The organism is Nocardia sp. 852002-51101_SCH5132738, from assembly GCF_001665695.1.
Taxonomy (GTDB): domain Bacteria; phylum Actinomycetota; class Actinomycetes; order Mycobacteriales; family Mycobacteriaceae; genus Nocardia; species Nocardia nova.
The window spans coordinates 89238-104782 of sequence record NZ_LZML01000183.1; the positions used below are offsets into that span (position 1 = coordinate 89238).

Annotated in this window: 16 protein-coding genes; 11 read left to right on the forward strand and 5 right to left on the reverse strand. The window is 67.9% G+C overall.

The window, feature by feature from the left end; genetic code table 11:
- Nucleotides 1-67: 67 nt before the first annotated feature.
- From A5789_RS27425 to A5789_RS27445, 5 genes are all read left to right on the forward strand, one after another.
- Nucleotides 68-1084 (forward strand): RNA polymerase subunit sigma-70, encoded by a 1017-nt coding sequence (locus A5789_RS27425; protein WP_063014090.1) that lies wholly within the window; start codon nucleotides 68-70, stop codon nucleotides 1082-1084.
- Nucleotides 1084-1341, forward strand: coding sequence for a hypothetical protein (locus A5789_RS27430; RefSeq protein WP_064906847.1), 258 nt, complete (start codon nucleotides 1084-1086; stop codon nucleotides 1339-1341). Before A5789_RS27425 ends, A5789_RS27430 begins: the two co-directional genes overlap by 1 nt.
- 62 nt (nucleotides 1342-1403) lie before the next feature.
- A complete protein-coding gene (locus A5789_RS27435; RefSeq protein WP_063014086.1) occupies nucleotides 1404-2141 on the forward strand; it encodes an SDR family NAD(P)-dependent oxidoreductase in 738 nt (245 codons plus the stop codon).
- On the forward strand, nucleotides 2138-2872 hold the full coding sequence (locus tag A5789_RS27440) for an SDR family NAD(P)-dependent oxidoreductase (RefSeq protein ID WP_063014084.1): 735 nt from the start codon (nucleotides 2138-2140) through the stop codon (nucleotides 2870-2872). Before A5789_RS27435 ends, A5789_RS27440 begins: the two co-directional genes overlap by 4 nt.
- Nucleotides 2873-2922: 50 nt before the next feature.
- Entirely contained in the window at nucleotides 2923-3498 is a 576-nt protein-coding gene (locus A5789_RS27445; protein ID WP_063014082.1) for a dihydrofolate reductase family protein, read from the forward strand.
- An 83-nt stretch (nucleotides 3499-3581) separates the two neighbouring features.
- On the opposite strand, the gene A5789_RS27450 is transcribed toward A5789_RS27445, so the two are convergent.
- The gene (locus A5789_RS27450; RefSeq protein ID WP_063014080.1) at nucleotides 3582-4823 is read right to left on the reverse strand and encodes a fatty acid desaturase; all 1242 of its coding nucleotides are present in this window, start codon (nucleotides 4821-4823) and stop codon (nucleotides 3582-3584) included.
- Nucleotides 4824-4831: 8 nt separating this feature from the next.
- Nucleotides 4832-5944 carry a ferredoxin reductase gene (locus A5789_RS27455; RefSeq protein WP_063014078.1) on the reverse strand — a complete coding sequence of 371 codons (1113 nt, stop codon included), beginning with the start codon at nucleotides 5942-5944 and terminating at the stop codon, nucleotides 4832-4834.
- A 254-nt stretch (nucleotides 5945-6198) separates the two neighbouring features.
- Here A5789_RS27455 and ilvD point away from each other — a divergent pair, with 254 nt between their 5' ends.
- A complete protein-coding gene (gene ilvD, locus A5789_RS27460) occupies nucleotides 6199-7890 on the forward strand; it encodes a dihydroxy-acid dehydratase (protein ID WP_064905092.1) in 1692 nt (563 codons plus the stop codon).
- Between the two features lie 28 nt (nucleotides 7891-7918).
- Nucleotides 7919-8713, forward strand: a complete 795-nt coding sequence (locus A5789_RS27465) for a PIG-L family deacetylase (RefSeq protein WP_063014074.1) — start codon at nucleotides 7919-7921, stop codon at nucleotides 8711-8713.
- Nucleotides 8714-8744: 31 nt separating this feature from the next.
- On the opposite strand, the gene A5789_RS27470 is transcribed toward A5789_RS27465, so the two are convergent.
- On the reverse strand, nucleotides 8745-9395 hold the full coding sequence (locus A5789_RS27470; RefSeq protein WP_063014072.1) for a TetR/AcrR family transcriptional regulator: 651 nt from the start codon (nucleotides 9393-9395) through the stop codon (nucleotides 8745-8747).
- Between the two features lie 112 nt (nucleotides 9396-9507).
- Here A5789_RS27470 and A5789_RS27475 point away from each other — a divergent pair, with 112 nt between their 5' ends.
- Nucleotides 9508-10068, forward strand: a complete 561-nt coding sequence (locus A5789_RS27475) for an OsmC family protein (RefSeq protein WP_063014070.1) — start codon at nucleotides 9508-9510, stop codon at nucleotides 10066-10068.
- Between the two features lie 100 nt (nucleotides 10069-10168).
- Here the strand turns inward: A5789_RS27475 and A5789_RS27480 are convergent, their stop codons facing one another.
- Nucleotides 10169-11815 carry an NAD(P)/FAD-dependent oxidoreductase gene (locus A5789_RS27480; protein WP_063014068.1) on the reverse strand — a complete coding sequence of 549 codons (1647 nt, stop codon included), beginning with the start codon at nucleotides 11813-11815 and terminating at the stop codon, nucleotides 10169-10171.
- A gap of 327 nt (nucleotides 11816-12142) precedes the next feature.
- Between A5789_RS27480 and A5789_RS37480 the strand changes: the two genes are divergently transcribed.
- Both A5789_RS37480 and A5789_RS27485 read left to right on the forward strand, forming a co-directional pair.
- Nucleotides 12143-12298: a DUF6131 family protein gene (locus A5789_RS37480; protein WP_086006941.1), complete on the forward strand. Its 156-nt coding sequence runs from the start codon at nucleotides 12143-12145 to the stop codon at nucleotides 12296-12298.
- Nucleotides 12299-12369: 71 nt separating this feature from the next.
- Nucleotides 12370-12849 (forward strand): hypothetical protein, encoded by a 480-nt coding sequence (locus tag A5789_RS27485; protein ID WP_063014066.1) that lies wholly within the window; start codon nucleotides 12370-12372, stop codon nucleotides 12847-12849.
- Nucleotides 12850-12881: 32 nt separating this feature from the next.
- Here the strand turns inward: A5789_RS27485 and A5789_RS27490 are convergent, their stop codons facing one another.
- Nucleotides 12882-13388 carry a hypothetical protein gene (locus tag A5789_RS27490; RefSeq protein ID WP_063014187.1) on the reverse strand — a complete coding sequence of 169 codons (507 nt, stop codon included), beginning with the start codon at nucleotides 13386-13388 and terminating at the stop codon, nucleotides 12882-12884.
- A gap of 171 nt (nucleotides 13389-13559) precedes the next feature.
- Between A5789_RS27490 and A5789_RS27495 the strand changes: the two genes are divergently transcribed.
- The gene (locus A5789_RS27495; RefSeq protein WP_064905094.1) at nucleotides 13560-15506 is read left to right on the forward strand and encodes a glycoside hydrolase family 15 protein; all 1947 of its coding nucleotides are present in this window, start codon (nucleotides 13560-13562) and stop codon (nucleotides 15504-15506) included.
- The last annotated feature ends 39 nt before the right edge of the window (nucleotides 15507-15545 follow it).

Here is a 15545-nt window from a genome sequence, read left to right on the forward strand (position 1 = left end):
TGAAAAACTGTCTACTATTGTTTTCGGCAGACCGATGACCGATGGGGCCCGGATGCGTCATACAGGTATGGATCGGAAAGTGGAGGCAGCGCGCGAGGGCGACCAGGCCGCGTTCGCGCATCTGGTCGAGCCTTTGCGGCACGAGCTGCAGGTGCATTGTTACCGCATGCTCGGCTCGGTCGAAGATGCCGAGGACGCCGTGCAGGAGACCCTGTTGCGGGCATGGTCGCGGCTGGACTCCTACGCGGGCCGCGCTCCGCTGCGGGCCTGGGTGTACGGGATCGCGACCCATACCTGCCTGGACGCGCTGAGAAGGCGCAAGGCACGGGCGTGGCCGGTGGATCTGGCCGGCCCGGCGGACCCGCATCGCTACGAGCTGGCCTCGGTGGACGTGCCGTGGCTGCAGCCCTATCCCGATCGGCTGCTGAACGTAGGCGGCGCCCCGGGGGAGGAACCGGAAGCGGTCGTCACCGCGCGGGAGACGATCGAGCTGGCGTTCCTGGCCGCGATCCAGCGGCTGCCCGCGCGCCAGCGCGCCGTTCTGATCCTGCGGGACACGCTGGACTGGTCGGTTGCCGACACCGCCGCCGCACTGGGAGTCAGCCGCGCGGCGGTCAACAGCGCGCTGCAACGGGCCCATGCCACCCTGTCGGAACATCTTCCCGCACAACGGGATCGGTGGCGTCCCGCCTCGACCGCATCCGAACGCCGGGCGCTGGCGAAGCTGATCACCGCGTGGGAGAGCGCCGATCCGGCCGCACTCGTCGCCCTGCTGCGCGAGGACGCCGCGCTGATCATGCCGCCGGGCACGGTCTGGTTCGCCGGTCGCCGCGACATCGGCGCATTTCTCACCGACCACGTGTTCGGCGAGATGGGCAGCGGCTGGCGGCTCCTGCCCACGGGCGCCAACCGGCAACCGGCGTTCGGACTGTACTGGCGCGAACCGGGCGCGAACGCATTCGATGCCTTCGCCATCGGGGTGCTGACCGTCGACGGCGATTCGCTGGCCGAGATCGCGCTGTTCCACCAGCCGGAGCTGTTCGCCGCGTTCGCGTTGCCGTCCGCCCTGCCGTCCCAGAGCTGATGGACTCTCGGCGCGTGCTGCGCTGGAGCGTGGTCCTGCGGCCGGGGGAGGCACTCGATTACCTCGCCGCCGACTGGGCCGACGCCCTCGTCGTGGTGACCAGCGGCGAACTCGAGCTGGAATGCCGCAGTGGCCGGCGGGCCCGATTCGACGCCGGAGCGGTCCTCGCGCCCGCCGCCGTGCCGGTGCGACGGCTGCTCAATCCCGGCTCCGAACCGCTCGTGCTGTCCGCGGTGACGCGCCGACGTCACCGATGACGGAACGGGCCGGCGTGCGTCACACAGGTGGACACATCGCAGACACCGAACAGGAGCAAACCATGTCCGTCCCAACCACTCTGGCCGGCAAGGCGGTACTCGTCACCGGCGCCGGGCGCGGCCTCGGGCGCGCACTCGTCGACGAGGCACTGCACCGCGGTGCGGACCGGGTGTACGCCGCCGCCCGCCGTCCGGTCGAGCATCCGGACCCGCGGATCACTCCGGTGCGGCTCGACATCACCGATCCCGAGCAGATCCGCGCCGCAGCCGACCTGGTCGGCTCGCTCGACGTCCTGGTGAACAACGCGGGCGTCTCCACGCCGGACGACCTGACCGACGCGGCCGCCATCGAGGCTCATCTGGCGGTCAATCTGTTCGGCACGTATCGGGTCACCGACGCCTTCCTCCCGCGATTGCGCGAAGCCGGCGGGGCCGTCGTGAACGTGCTCTCGCTGGCCGCGCTGGCGACCGTGCCGGTCACCCCTGCGTACGCCATCTCCAAGGCCGCCGCCTTCTCGATGACGCAGTCGCTGCGGTTCCTTTCGGCCGCGCACGGCGTCGGCGTGCACGCCGTACTGCCCGGACCGGTGGATACCGACATGATCCGCGGATGGGACATTCCCAAAGCCGAGCCCGCGGCGGTGGCCCGCGCCATCCTGTCCGGTCTCGCGGACGGCCGGGAAGAGATCTTCCCCGACCCGATGTCCGGGGCGATCGCGCCCGGGTGGGACGAGGGAGTCGTCAAGAGCCTGGAGCGAGCGAACGCCGCTTCCGTGCAGGCAGTGGCGGTGGCGTCATGAACGCGTCCCGCCGCACGATGGTCGTCGGTGGCAGCCGCGGCCTGGGCCGGGGCATCGCGGTGGCGTTCGCGCGCACCGGTGCGGCGGTCGTGGCCGTGGCGCGCACGGAGTCCGCGCTGCGAGAACTGGCCGCCGAGACGTCCGGCATCGATATCGAGGTCGCCGACGCGGCCGATCCGACCGTGCCGGGAACACTGCTCGACCGCCACCGTCCGGACACCGTCATCATCGTGGCGGGTGCCGCCCCGCTCCCGCGCCCGCTGCACCACCACACCTGGGAGACGTTCTCGGCGAACTGGAATACCGACGTGCGCATAGCCTTTCACTGGTTGCGCGAAGCCCTGCTGACTCCGCTGCCGCCCGGCGGTCGCGTGATCGTCGTCAGCAGCGGCGCCGCCGTCAACGGTTCGCCGCTCAGCGGCGGGTACGCCGGCGCCAAGGCGACGCAGCGGTTCATCACCGGCTACGCCCAGGACGAGGCCCGGCGCGCCGGCTCGGACCTCACCTTCACGGCGGTCCTGCCGCAGATCACTCCGGCCACGAGCCTCGGCCTGCCCGCGGTGCGCGCCTACGCGGCCCGCGCCGGCCAGAGCGTGCAGGAGTACGTCGATCGGCTGGGTGAGCCACTCACTCCCGAGATCGCCGGGGCGGCTCTGCTCGAACTCGCCTCCGTCGATGAGCCCGCGGCGTCCTATCGGCTCACCGCCGACGGACTGACGGCACTGCCGTGACCGCACCGCAGACGTGCCACACCGCGACCGAACGAAAGGAGAGAACCGGCATGCGCAAGCTCATCGCGGCGATGAAGATCTCGGTGGACGGGAAATACGAAGGGGCGCAGGGGTATGCGGACTGGGTGCACGGCTGGTCCGATGATTACGGCCTGACGCCCCAGATCGACGCCTGTGTGCTCGGCGGCCGGATGTACGACGGATACGAACCGTATTGGACGGCGATCGGCGACGACCCGGGCAAGCCCCTGCCCGAGACCGGCTCGGCGCCGACTCCGGGCGAGCTCGAATGGGCCGAATTCGCCCGTCGCACACCGCATTACGTCGTCTCGGCAACCCGGAGTGCGGCCGCGTGGGCGAATACGCGATTTCTGCGCGGCCTCGACGAGGTCGCGGCACTGAAAACGCAACCGGGACAGGACATCTACCTCATGGGTGGCGCCGCCCTCACCGCCGCCGCGCTCGACGCGGGCCTGGTGGACGAGCTGCGACTGATCGTCTACCCGCTCATCGCGGGCAACGGCCCGGCCCTGTTCGCGAGCGCGAATGTCCGTCATCGGCTCGAACTACGAAAATTCGAGCAACTGCCCGACGGCCGGTCGAGTTACGTCTACGACATCGGCTGACGCACATCGAACGCCGGACCGCTCCCAGGCCTCCACCCGGCGGCGGGCCGGCGTTCGATGTGGGTGGTGTCGGCACCCCGCGGTCAGGACGCCGCTCGCACCGGCGCCTGCTTCAGTTCGCGCAGCGCAGTGCGCAGCCCCCGGCGCTTACCGGTCTCGGGGTCGACGCCGAAATGTGCACGCATCCCGTCGCGGATCGCGAACCGCAACTCCGACGCGGTCTCGGGAGCATCGTCGGAGCTCGCGGTGAGCAGCGCGTTGGGCAGCGCCAGTTTCGCGATCGTCCGGAACGACTGCAGGTATTGGCGGCCGAGCGAACCGGTCGTGTACGGCAGGTCGTACTTGTCGCACAGTTCCCGGACCCGGACGCCGATCTCCTCGTACCGGTTGCTCGGCAGGTCGGGGAAGAGATGGTGCTCGATCTGGTGGCTGAGGTTACCGCTCATGAAGCGCATGAGCGGCCCGGCGCGAAAGTTGGCCGACCCCAGCATCTGTCGCAGATACCAGCGCGGCTGATCCTCCTCCGCGAGTTCCTCGGTGGTGAATTTCTCCGCGCCGTCGGGGAAGTGGCCGCAGAAGATGACCATGTAGGCCCAGTAGTTGCGGATGAGATTGGCGGTGGCGTCGGCGGTCAGCGTCGTCTTCCAGTTGCGTCCCGACAACGCCGGATAGATCAGATAATCCTTGGCCGCCTGTTTGCCGACCTTCGTGCCGATGATGCGCAGATCCCGGAACGCCTGCCGCCAGGTCTTGTCCTTGCGACGGATCTTCTCCACCTCGAGGTGGTGCAGCGCGACGCCCCATTCGAACAAGGTCCCCAATGTCAGGTTGTACACCGGATTTCCGATGTTCCACCACTCCCAGCGCTGGTCCCGGGTCACCCGCAGAATTCCGTAGCCGACATCGTCGTCCCTGCCGACGACATTCGTGTACTTGTGATGGACGAAATTGTGCGAATGCTTCCACTGCACGCTGGGGCAGGTGGTGTCCCACTCCCACGACGAGGAGTGGATCTCCGGATCGTTCATCCAATCCCATTGCCCGTGCATCACATTGTGGCCGAGCTCCATATTCTCGATGATCTTGGCCAGCCCGAGCATCGCCGTGCCGGCCAGCCATGCGACCTTGCGGTTGCTGAACATCAGTGTCACCCGTCCACCGGCCGCCAGGGCACGCTGCAGGGCGATGGTGCGATGGATGTAGCGAGCGTCCCGTTCGCCGCGGGACTCCTCGATATCGCGGCGGATGGTGTCGAGTTCGGCGCCGAGCGCCTCGATGTCCTCGGGGGTGAGATGGGCGTAGGCGTCGATATCGGTGATGGCCATAAGGGCTCCTACAGGTCGAGGGTGCATTCTCCGGACACGCTGCTGATGCATGTCTGGATTCGTTCTCCTTCGCGTCGCTCCGCGCCGGTGCGCAGATCGCGCACATATCCCCCCGCCAGCGGCACGACACACGTTTGGCAGATGCCCATCCGGCATCCGAAGGGCATTCCGATGCCCAGCTCTTCTCCTGCTTCGAGAAGTGTGGTGGCGCCGTCGATCTCCGCCTTCTTCCCGGATGCGGCGAAGTAGACCGTGCCGCCCTCACCGCCGTGGTCGGTGCGGGCGATGGTGAACCGCTCGGTGTGCAGGCGGTGGCGCAGGCCGCCGGACTCGTAGTGCGATTCCATCTCGTCCAGCAGGGCCGGTGGGCCACACGCCCAGCAGTGGCGTTCGCGCCAATCGGGCACCCATTCGTCGAGGCGTGCCGCGTCGAAATTGCCCATCTCCCGGGTGAGTTGGAGAGTCAGGTCGTAGCCGGGGGAGTCGGCGGCACGGCTCTGCATCTCGTCCAGGAAGATGACGTCGTCGCGGGTGGGCGCCGAATGGATGTGGCAGATGTCGGGCGCCTGCTCATGCGCCTCGAGCGCGCGCAGCATCGCGATCACCGGTGTGATCCCGCTGCCCGCGGTGACGAACAGCAGTTTGTCCGGCACCGGCTCCGGGAGATGAAAATCGCCCTTCGGCGCCGCCAGCCGGATGACGGTGCCCGGTGCGACACCGTCGACCAGATGCGTCGAGAGGAACCCGTCGGGATTCGCCTTCACCGTGATCGAGATGTCCTTGTCGTCGGCCCCGCCGATCGAGGTCAGCGAATACGAACGCCAATGCCAGCGGCCGCCGATCTGCAGCCCGATGCCGACGTACTGTCCCGGTGTGTACGTGGTCGGAAACCCCCAGCCGGGACGGATGGTGACGGTGGCCGAATCGGCGGTCTCCTTGACGACGTCGACGACCTTGCCCCGCAGCTCGCGGGCGGTCCAGAGCGGATTGACCAGGCGGAGGTAGTCGTCGGGAAGCAGTGGCGTGGTGGCCCGCGCCACCAGCCCGCGCACGACGTTGACTCGCGGCTTCTTCGCGCTGACGTCGGCGGCAGGCCGTTTACTCCACTTCAGTAGATCCATGGAAGCCCTCACTTCCGTGTACACCCGTACACTCGAAATGCCTGTGCCTACGTGCGGTGGTATACCACCGTCGAGCGCGCGTACACAGGATTCTCGAGGTTCTGATGAATCGGCTGCCCCTGCCCGGGCGTGCCGCGCTGCGATCAGATTCGCTCGCCTGTTGAGTGGACGCCTGTGCGCCGAACGGTCTCGCCCCGCCACGCGCCGAGGCCGGCCAACCGGTCGGGGGTTCGCGCCGGTCGTAGGCTTGCCGCATGGCACACGATCGCGACAGGTCGCACGACATCAAGCCTCGCTCCCGCGACGTCACCGACGGGCTGGAGAAGACCGCCGCCCGCGGCATGCTCCGTGCCGTCGGTATGGGCGACGACGACTGGGCCAAACCGCAGATCGGCGTCGCCTCCAGCTGGAACGAGATCACGCCGTGCAACCTGTCGCTCGATCGCCTGGCGAAGGCGGTCAAGGAGGGTGTGCACGCAGGTGGTGGCTACCCGCTGGAATTCGGCACGATCTCGGTCTCCGACGGCATCTCGATGGGCCACGAGGGCATGCACTTCTCGCTGGTCAGTCGCGAGATCATCGCCGATTCCGTCGAGACCGTCATGATGGCCGAACGTCTCGACGGATCGGTCCTGCTCGCCGGCTGCGACAAGAGCCTGCCGGGCATGCTGATGGCCGCCGCCCGCCTGGATCTGGCGAGTGTGTTCCTCTACGCCGGTTCCACGCTGCCGGGCAATGTCGACGGCCGCGACGTCACGATCATCGATGCCTTCGAGGCGGTCGGCGCCTGTATGAAGGGATTGATCAGCCGCGAGGACGTCGACCGGATCGAGCGGGCGATCTGTCCGGGCGAGGGCGCCTGCGGCGGCATGTACACCGCCAACACCATGGCCTCGGCCGCCGAAGCGCTCGGAATGAGCCTGCCCGGCTCGGCCGCCCCGCCCGCGCCCGACCGTCGCCGCGACGAATACGCCCGCAAGTCCGGTGAGGCCGTGGTCGGATTGCTCCGCAACGGCATCACCGCGCGCGACATCCTGACCCGCGAGGCGTTCGAGAACGCCATCACCGTCGTCATGGCGCTCGGTGGTTCCACCAACGCCGTCCTGCATCTGCTGGCCATCGCCCGTGAGGCCGGAGTCGAGCTGACCCTCGCCGACTTCAACCGGGTCGGTGACAAGGTGCCGCATCTGGGCGATCTCAAGCCGTTCGGTCGCTACGTCATGAACGATGTCGACCGGGTCGGCGGCATCCCGGTCGTAATGAAGGCCCTGCTCGACGCAGGGCTGCTGCACGGCGATGCGCTGACCGTGACCGGCGCGACCATGGCCGAGAATCTGGCGCATATCGAGTTGGGTCTCGACGGTGACGTGATCCGCCCGCTCGACCGGCCCATCCACAAGACGGGCGGGCTGACCATCCTGCACGGCACCCTCGCGCCCGAGGGCGCGGTGGTCAAGAGCGCCGGATTCGATTCCGATGTCTTCCGCGGCACCGCCCGGGTCTTCGATGGCGAGCGCGCCGCGATGGACGCGCTCGAGGACGGCACGATCGGCGCGGGCGACGTGGTCGTCATTCGTTACGAAGGTCCCAAGGGCGGGCCCGGTATGCGCGAGATGCTCGCCATCACCGGCGCGATCAAGGGCGCCGGCCTGGGCAAGGACGTGCTGCTGCTCACCGACGGCCGGTTCTCCGGCGGCACCACCGGTTTGTGCGTCGGTCACATCGCACCCGAGGCCGTGGACGGCGGGCCGATCGCCTTCGTCGCCGACGGCGACCCGATCGTCCTCGACGTCGCCAACCGCATTCTCGATGTCGAGATCGACGAGGCCGAACTCGCCGCGCGCAAGGCCGGCTGGGAACCGCTTGCGCCGAAGTACACCTCGGGAGTGCTGGCCAAGTACCGCAAGCTGGTCAGCTCCGCCGCCCACGGCGCCGTGACCGGCTGAGCCGCGAGCCGTCACGTAGCGTGGCGCCATGGCAACGTTGGTCAGTTTCCACGCCCATCCCGACGACGAGGCGATCACCTGTGGCGGCGTGATGCGCAAGGCGTACGAGCAGGGTCACCGAGTGGTTCTCGTGGTCGCGACACGCGGCGAGCACGGGGAGGTGCCGGAGGGTTTCCTCGACGACGGCGAACAGTTGTGGCAGCGGCGGGTGCGCGAAACCCACGCCGCCGCAGAGATTCTCGGCGTCGCGCGGGTGGAGTTCCTCGGCTACGTCGACTCGGGGATGATGGGGACGTCCACCAACGACGCGGCCGGTTCGTTCTGGACCGCTCCCGTCGAGGACGCCGCACGGCGGCTGGCCGCGATCCTCGCCGAGGAGGACGCCGAGGTGCTCACCGTCTACGACGACAACGGCGGATACGGTCACCCCGACCATATCCAGGTCCACCGCGTCGGCATGCGCGCCGCCGAACTCGCCGGTACCCCACGGGTTTTCCAGAGCACCATGAATCGCGACGAGGTCGTGCGCGGGATGACGGAGATGGCCGAACAGGCCGGGACGCTGGGGATCGAGCCGCCCGATATCCGCGAAGTCGCCGAATTCGGGAAGCCGGAATCGTTGCTGACCACGGCGGTCGACGTATCCGCCTACCTCGACCACAAGCGCGAGGCCATGCGGGCGCACCGCAGCCAGATCGACGAGCAGTCCTTCTTCCTCGCGATGCCGGACCCGGCGTTCGCGCGGGCGTTCGGCACCGAATGGTTCATCCGCAGCGGCGCGCGACCGGGAGCCCTCGAGACGGATCTGTTCGCCGCGGGCTGACCGGTCGCGCCCACCGGCCGGATTGCCTCGGCTACCGGAGTCGGTTTCCGCCGGGGGTGTCGCGCTGGTCCAGTCGTAGCCGTCGGCGGATCACATTGCGGGCCATGGCCAGATACGCCGGGTCGTCGTACAGGACGAATTTGGTGTCGGCGCCCAGCAGGATGGCGTGCAGTTCGAACGCGAGCAGGTCGGGGTCTTCGTCGGCAGGCAATTCCTGTTGCGCCAGTGCGGTAACCGCGCAGGACCGCAGCAGCGCGGTGAAATCCGACTGAATGGCGGTGAGCCGGTCCTTGACCGGACCGGGGCGCGTGCCCATCTCCAGGGATGTCGCGGCGAAGAAACATCCGCCGGGGAACACCTTGCGCTCGACGTAGCCGAGGAATGCCTCGCATGCCGCCACGAGCTGGTCCAGGCCCGGGCGGGCCGCGAGCGCCGGCTGGACGACCTCTTCGGTGAGGATCCGTTCCGCCTCGGCCACAGTGGCCAGCTGAAGCTCCTCTTTGGAGCGGAAGTGCGCGTAGAGGCCGCTCTTGCTGATTCCGATCGCGGCGGCCAGGTTGCCGATGGACAGTCCCTCCAGTCCGTCGACGGTGGCCAACGACGCGGCAGCCCGCAGGATCGTACTGCGGGTGCGCTCGCCGTCGCTCCGTGCGCGCCGCGGGGTCCTCGCTTCTGTCGTCATATTGACAAGTTAGCACGAACGGTCGTACTGTCAGAGTTAGCACGACCGATCGTGCTAACTAAGTGGATCGACAGGTCCCGCATTCGTTCAGACCGCACAGCAGGAGCCCATCATGAATGTCACCACCACCGTCAACGGCGTCGACGTGAATCAACTCGCAGGAACGATCGACGCCGTCAGCGCCGATCCCTCGCTGGCCCGGTTCCAGTTCCGCGCCGACAACCATTGGATCGATGGCGGCTACAGCCGGACGGCCATCAAAGGCTTCTACGGCACCGGCCGAGAAGACACCACCCGCACCGAGCCGTTCACCCTGGATTCCGACGAGCCGCCCGTCCTGCTCGGTCGCAATCGCGCCCCCAACGCCGGCGAATACCTCCTGCACGCCCTTGCCGCGTGCCTGACGGGCACGATGATCTACCACGCTGCTGCCCGCGGTATCGCGGTGAAGAGTCTGGAATGCGCGGTTCAGGGCGAGCTGGACCTGCAGGGCTTCCTCGGGCTCGACGGCACTGTCCGCCCGGGCTACGAGCAGATCCGCGTGGCTATCACCGCCGAGGGCGACTTCGACGACAACCAGTTCGCCGAGCTCGCCGGCCTCACCCGTTACTCGCCCGTCCGCGACATCGTCAGCAACCCGGTGCCCGTCGACATCGACGTGATCCGAGCTTGAGCCCTGTTTCCGAGTTTTCGCGACGGCCTCGAAATGATCGAAGGCCCGGCCGGCGGCCTCGAGGCAGCCGGCCGGGCCTTCGCAGGCGAAGACATCGCCGCTACCAGAGGTCCGCGGGGGCGTCGATGACGTCGAAGCCCTTGTACTCGGCCGCGGCCACCTCGGCGATGATCTCGCCGTAGACGCCGAAGCCGCCGACGAAGGGCATGAAGACTCGTGGTCTACCCGGGACGTTCGCGCCGAGATACCACGAATTTGCTTGTGGCATCAGAGTTTTCGCGGCTCGTTCGGCGCATTCGGTGACCCAGGCCGAGACCGCGTCGGGCCGTGCCTCCAGCGCGGCGGCGCCGCGGCGGTCCAGGAAGTCGATCGCATCGGCCACCCAGTCCACGTGCAATTCCGAATGCAGCACCATATTGGCCAGCACCGAGGGACTACCGGGCCCGGTGAGGTTGAACAGATTCGGGAAGCCGCTGATGCCCAGGCCGAGATAGGTTTTCGGGCCCTCGCGCCATGCCTCGTTCAGGGTTTCGCCGCCGCGGCCGACGATATTCATCTTCGCGACCGATCCGGTCATCGCGTCGAATCCGGTGGCCAGGACCAGGGTGTCGAGCGTGTAGTGCGCGTCGGTGGTGTGCACGCCCGTGGCGTCGATCCGCTGGATCGGTGTCGTACGCAGATCCACCAGTTCGACGTTGTCGCGGTTGAAGGTCTGGTAGTAGTCGGTGTCGGTGCAGATCCGTTTGGCGCCGATCGGATGGTCGCGCGGGATCAGCAGGTCGGCGACGCGCGGATCGTCGATCACCGCACGCACCTTCTCCTCCCAGAACAGGCGCGCCGGCTCGTTCGCCTCGGCGGTCACCATCTGATCCGGGAACGTCTTGCTGAACAGCACACCGCCCAGCTGCCAACGCTTTTCGTAGGCGGCGCGGCGCTCCTCGGCGGAGACCTCGAGGGTGTTCTTCGGATGCGGCTGGTGCGGTGAACCGCCGCCGCTGGTCATCGACAGCCGCCGCCGTTCCGGATAGCCGGCTTTCTGCTCGTGGCGCGTCTTCTCGTCCAACGGCGTATTGCCCGCGGGCACACTGTAATTGGGCGTGCGCTGGAAAACGTACAGCCGTTGCGCTTGCTCGGCGAGATGTGGAATCGCTTGAATGCCCGAGGATCCGGTGCCGATGACGCCCACGCGCTGCCCGGTCAGGTCGACACCATCGGCGGGCCAGCTGGAGGTGTGCAGCAGCCGGCCGGCGAAGGTCGGCAGGCCGTCGATGTCGGGGGTATTGGCGTTCGACAGCGGACCGGTGGCCAGCACGACGAACCGCGCCGTCACCTCGGCGCCGCTGTCGACGCGGACCCGCCAGTGCAGTGTGCTCTCGTCGAGCACGATATCGGTTACCCGCGTGCCGAATTCGATGTCGCGGCGCAGATCGTAGCGGTCGGCGACGTGTTCGAGATAGGACAGGATCTCGGGCTGGGTGGCGTATTTCTCGCTCCAGTTCCATTCCTGCTGCAGGGCTTCGTCGAACGAGTACGAGTAGTCGACGCTCTCGACGTCGCAGCGCGCGCCCGGGTAGCGGTTCCAATACCACACTCCGCCCACGCCGTCGCCCGCCTCGAACGCCCGCACGCGCAGGCCTTGCCCGCGCAGCCGGTGAATCGCGTAGAGCCCTGCGATGCCTGCGCCGACGATCACCACATCGACGCCGGTACGGATATTCCCAGTGGACGATGTCGTCTCGGGGGTCACAGTCGGATACCTTTCGCCGGAGACCTGTTTCTCCGCCTTCGACGCTAGGAACGTGCGCGGTTCTCGAGCAGATGTCGTCCCGCTGACCGGCGCTCACGGCGGTACGGTTCCCGATGACCGGGACCCGCGCTGCGCCGGGCATCCGCATCGGGACCACCGGTCGCCGCGGCCGCAGAACCGGGTTGCGGGCCGGAGCCGAACACCGTTGACAGGGTGCGTTCGCGGTGGTTGAGTAAGTTCTACAGCGTGTAGCCGGTGGGTAGCTTTGCAGACCGTCGAAGTGCCCGGTACAGGCCCGTCGCTCATTCGCCGAATCAGGTGTCGACCATGATCATTCTCGGAATCATTCTCCTCGTCGTCGGTTTTCTGCTGAAGATCCACATCATCTGGATCATCGGAATCGTGGTCCTCGTCATCGGTCTGGTGCTGCTGGCCATGGGGTCGATGGGTCGTGCCGTCGGCGGGCGGCGCCATTACTACTGACGCCATTACTTCCGACGCCGGTACCGGTGCCGGCCGCACGCCGGAACCCCGAGCGAGTTCGAGGAGTCGAGATGAGTACCACCACGATCGTCGTGATCGTTGTTGTCGTGGTTGTGGCGATCCTGGTCATCGCCGCGCTGGCCCGCGTGGCCGTGGCCCAACGTAGGGAACACCGCCGCACGGAAGCCGCGGAGATCCGGGCGAAGGCGACCGAGCGGTCCCACGAGGTCGGCCGCCGCCAAGCGCTCGCCGACGAAACCGCGGCCAAAGCCCGGGCAGCGGCCGCCGAGGCCGATATCAAGGCGGCACAGGCGGCCGGTCTGAAGGAACAGGCGGCCGCCCACCACAACGACGCCGCGACGTCGCGCGACGAACTCACCCAGGAGTTCCACCGTGCCGACAAGGTCGATCCGGACGCGCGAACCCGCGAGCCGGGGAAGGACGCCGAGCCCGGCCGGACTTCCGGATCCGATGCTCGGAGTAACGACGTCCCGAGAAGTGACGTTCCGAGAAACGACGTTCGGCGAAACGACACCGCCGAAGGGCGCTGACCCCTGCCGCCGTCACCGCGGGTATCGGGCCGTCATCGCCCCCACAATGCGCGGTGCGCGCGCGGCCAGAACTCGAATCCGGCGGTAGCCAGCCCGCCGAGGCCGATCACCAGCACCGCCGCATCGACGCTGGTCCGTCCCTCCCGTGCCCAATAGACGTCCTCGAGATCCAGCAGCAGCGCCAGTTCGTCGACGATCAGGGCTGAACCGGCGCCGTAGGAGGTGGCCACCACCGGATGCCGGCGGGCGCGTTCGGTGCCGCGCAACGCCACCAACCCCACCGCAGCGAGCGTCGCGATCCCGATGTTGTAGTGGTGGAAATGCTTGCCGCCCAGACTCATTCCGCCACCACTGGGCCCGTGCCCGGCGCGGATCCAGTGCGTGAGGGCGCGCGTGGTCCCGAAGGTCGCCGTGAACGCCGCCCAGGCCCACACCGCCGACCGCTCCCCGGGCCCCAGTGTCTCCAGCCAGGCTCGCCGCACCTCGCGGCCCCGATGTTGCGCGGTGGCGAGGGCGCTCCTGCCGTCTTCGTCGGTCACCCTCTCATCGTCGTCGGGCGGCAGCGTCTCCACGCCGTATTCGGCAAATTTCCAGACAACCAGGTGGATGCTCGCATCGCCTTCCCTACGCCGGTAGAAACCGGGCACCGGCGGACTTACGATCGAAGCAGTGCCCGAGCGGGCCGATCAGGTGGCGAATGGGAGCACCGCATGAACGACCATCCGGAACACACGCCCCGGGTCACCGCCTTCCCGCGCATCGACGACTACGCGTTCATCTCCGATTCCGAGGTCACAGCCCTCATCGCGCCCAGCGGCGCCATCGAATGGATGTGTCTGCCCCGCATGGATTCTCCGAGCGTCTTCGGTGCGATCCTCGATCGTTCCGCCGGGTCGTTCCGCTTCGCTCCCGACGACATCGCGACCCCGGCCGATCGCCGGTACATCCCCGGGACGATGGTCATGGAGACGAGCTGGCGCAGTGGCGAAGGATGGGCAACCGTGCGCGACGTTCTGCTGGTCGGCCCGTGGCGGCACCAGCAACCCGGCCGCAGCGCGCACCGGCGCGCACCCACCGACTACGACGCCGAACACATCCTGCTGCGCATCGTGCACTGCGAGACGGGGCAGATCCAGTTCGTGCTCGACTGCCAGCCCGCCTACGAATACGGGCGCGCCCGGGCCACATGGGAATACCTCGACAGTTACCACCTGGCCCAGGCCGACGCCGACGGTGTCGATCTGCCGTTGCGGCTCACCACGGATCTGCGCCTCGGAATCGAGGGCTCGCGGGCGGTGGCCCGCACCCTGCTCAAGAGCGGCGACACCCGCTACTGTGCGCTGTCGTGGGGGAGCCGGGCGGCTCCCGAAACCGGCGACGAGGCTCGCGAACGGCTGATCGGAACCGTGCATCACTGGCGGCACTGGCTGGCCGGCGGCCGGTTCCCGGACCATCCCTGGAGCGCCCAGCTCACGCGCAGCGCCCTGACGCTCAAGGGCCTGACCTTCGCCCCGACCGGCGCCATCGTCGCCGCGCCGACCACATCGCTGCCGGAAACACCTGGCGGAGAACGCAATTGGGACTACCGCTACACCTGGATCCGGGACTCGGCCTTCGCGCTGTGGGGTCTGTACACCCTGGGCTTCAACTGGGAGGCCAACGACTACTTCTCCCACATCATCAATCTGGCCGAGAACGCCGAGGACATGCAGATCGTCTACGGCATCGGCGGTGAAACCGATCTGCGGGAACGCACCCTGGACAACCTGCGGGGGTACGAGAACGCCGGCCCCGTGCGGGTCGGCAACGACGCGTATCGGCAACGCCAGCACGATGTCTGGGGTGCGGCGCTGGATTCGGTCTATCTCTACGCCCGCCATCAGGATCAGATCGACGCGCGCACCTGGCCGCTGCTGCGCTGGGCGGTCAAGAGCGCGCTCGCGGTGTGGCGCGAACCCGACCACGGTATCTGGGAGGTGCGCGGGAAGCCGCAGCACTTCACCTCCAGCAAGGTCATGTGCTGGGTCGCCGCGGACCGCGGCGCGCGCCTGGCCCGTATCCATCAGGATTTCGAACGTGCCGCCCGCTGGCAGCGTTCGGCAGACGAGATCCGCACCGACGTCTGCGCCAATGCCGTCGACTCGCGGGGTGTGTTCACCCAGTACTACGGCAGCACGGCACTGGACGCCTCGACCCTGCTCATCCCGCTGGTCCGGTTCCTGCCTCCCGACGACGAACGCGTCCGCAAGACGGTGCTCGCCATCGCCGACGAACTCACCAGCGACGGCCTCGTCCTGCGCTACCGCACCGACGAAACCGACGACGGATTCTCCGGAGCCGAAGGCACTTTCACGATCTGCTCGTTCTGGCTGGTGTCGGCGCTGTCGGAAATCGGCGAGAAGCACCGTGCCAAACAGTTGTGTGAGAAGCTGCTCGGCTATGCCAGCCCGCTGGGCCTCTACGCCGAGGAGATCGATCCCGTGACCGGACGGCACTGGGGCAATTACCCCCAGGCGTTCACGCACCTGGCGTTGATCAATGCCGTCATGCACGTCGTCCGGGACGAGCGGATCGAGTTGCGCACGGCACTCGGGGGAGAGTCCATCGCCCCCCGCCTCGACGACGGCATGCTCACCGGCGGATACATCCACATCTGAGCCTCCCGATGCCGGACCGTGGCCGGATGCGGAGCTGTC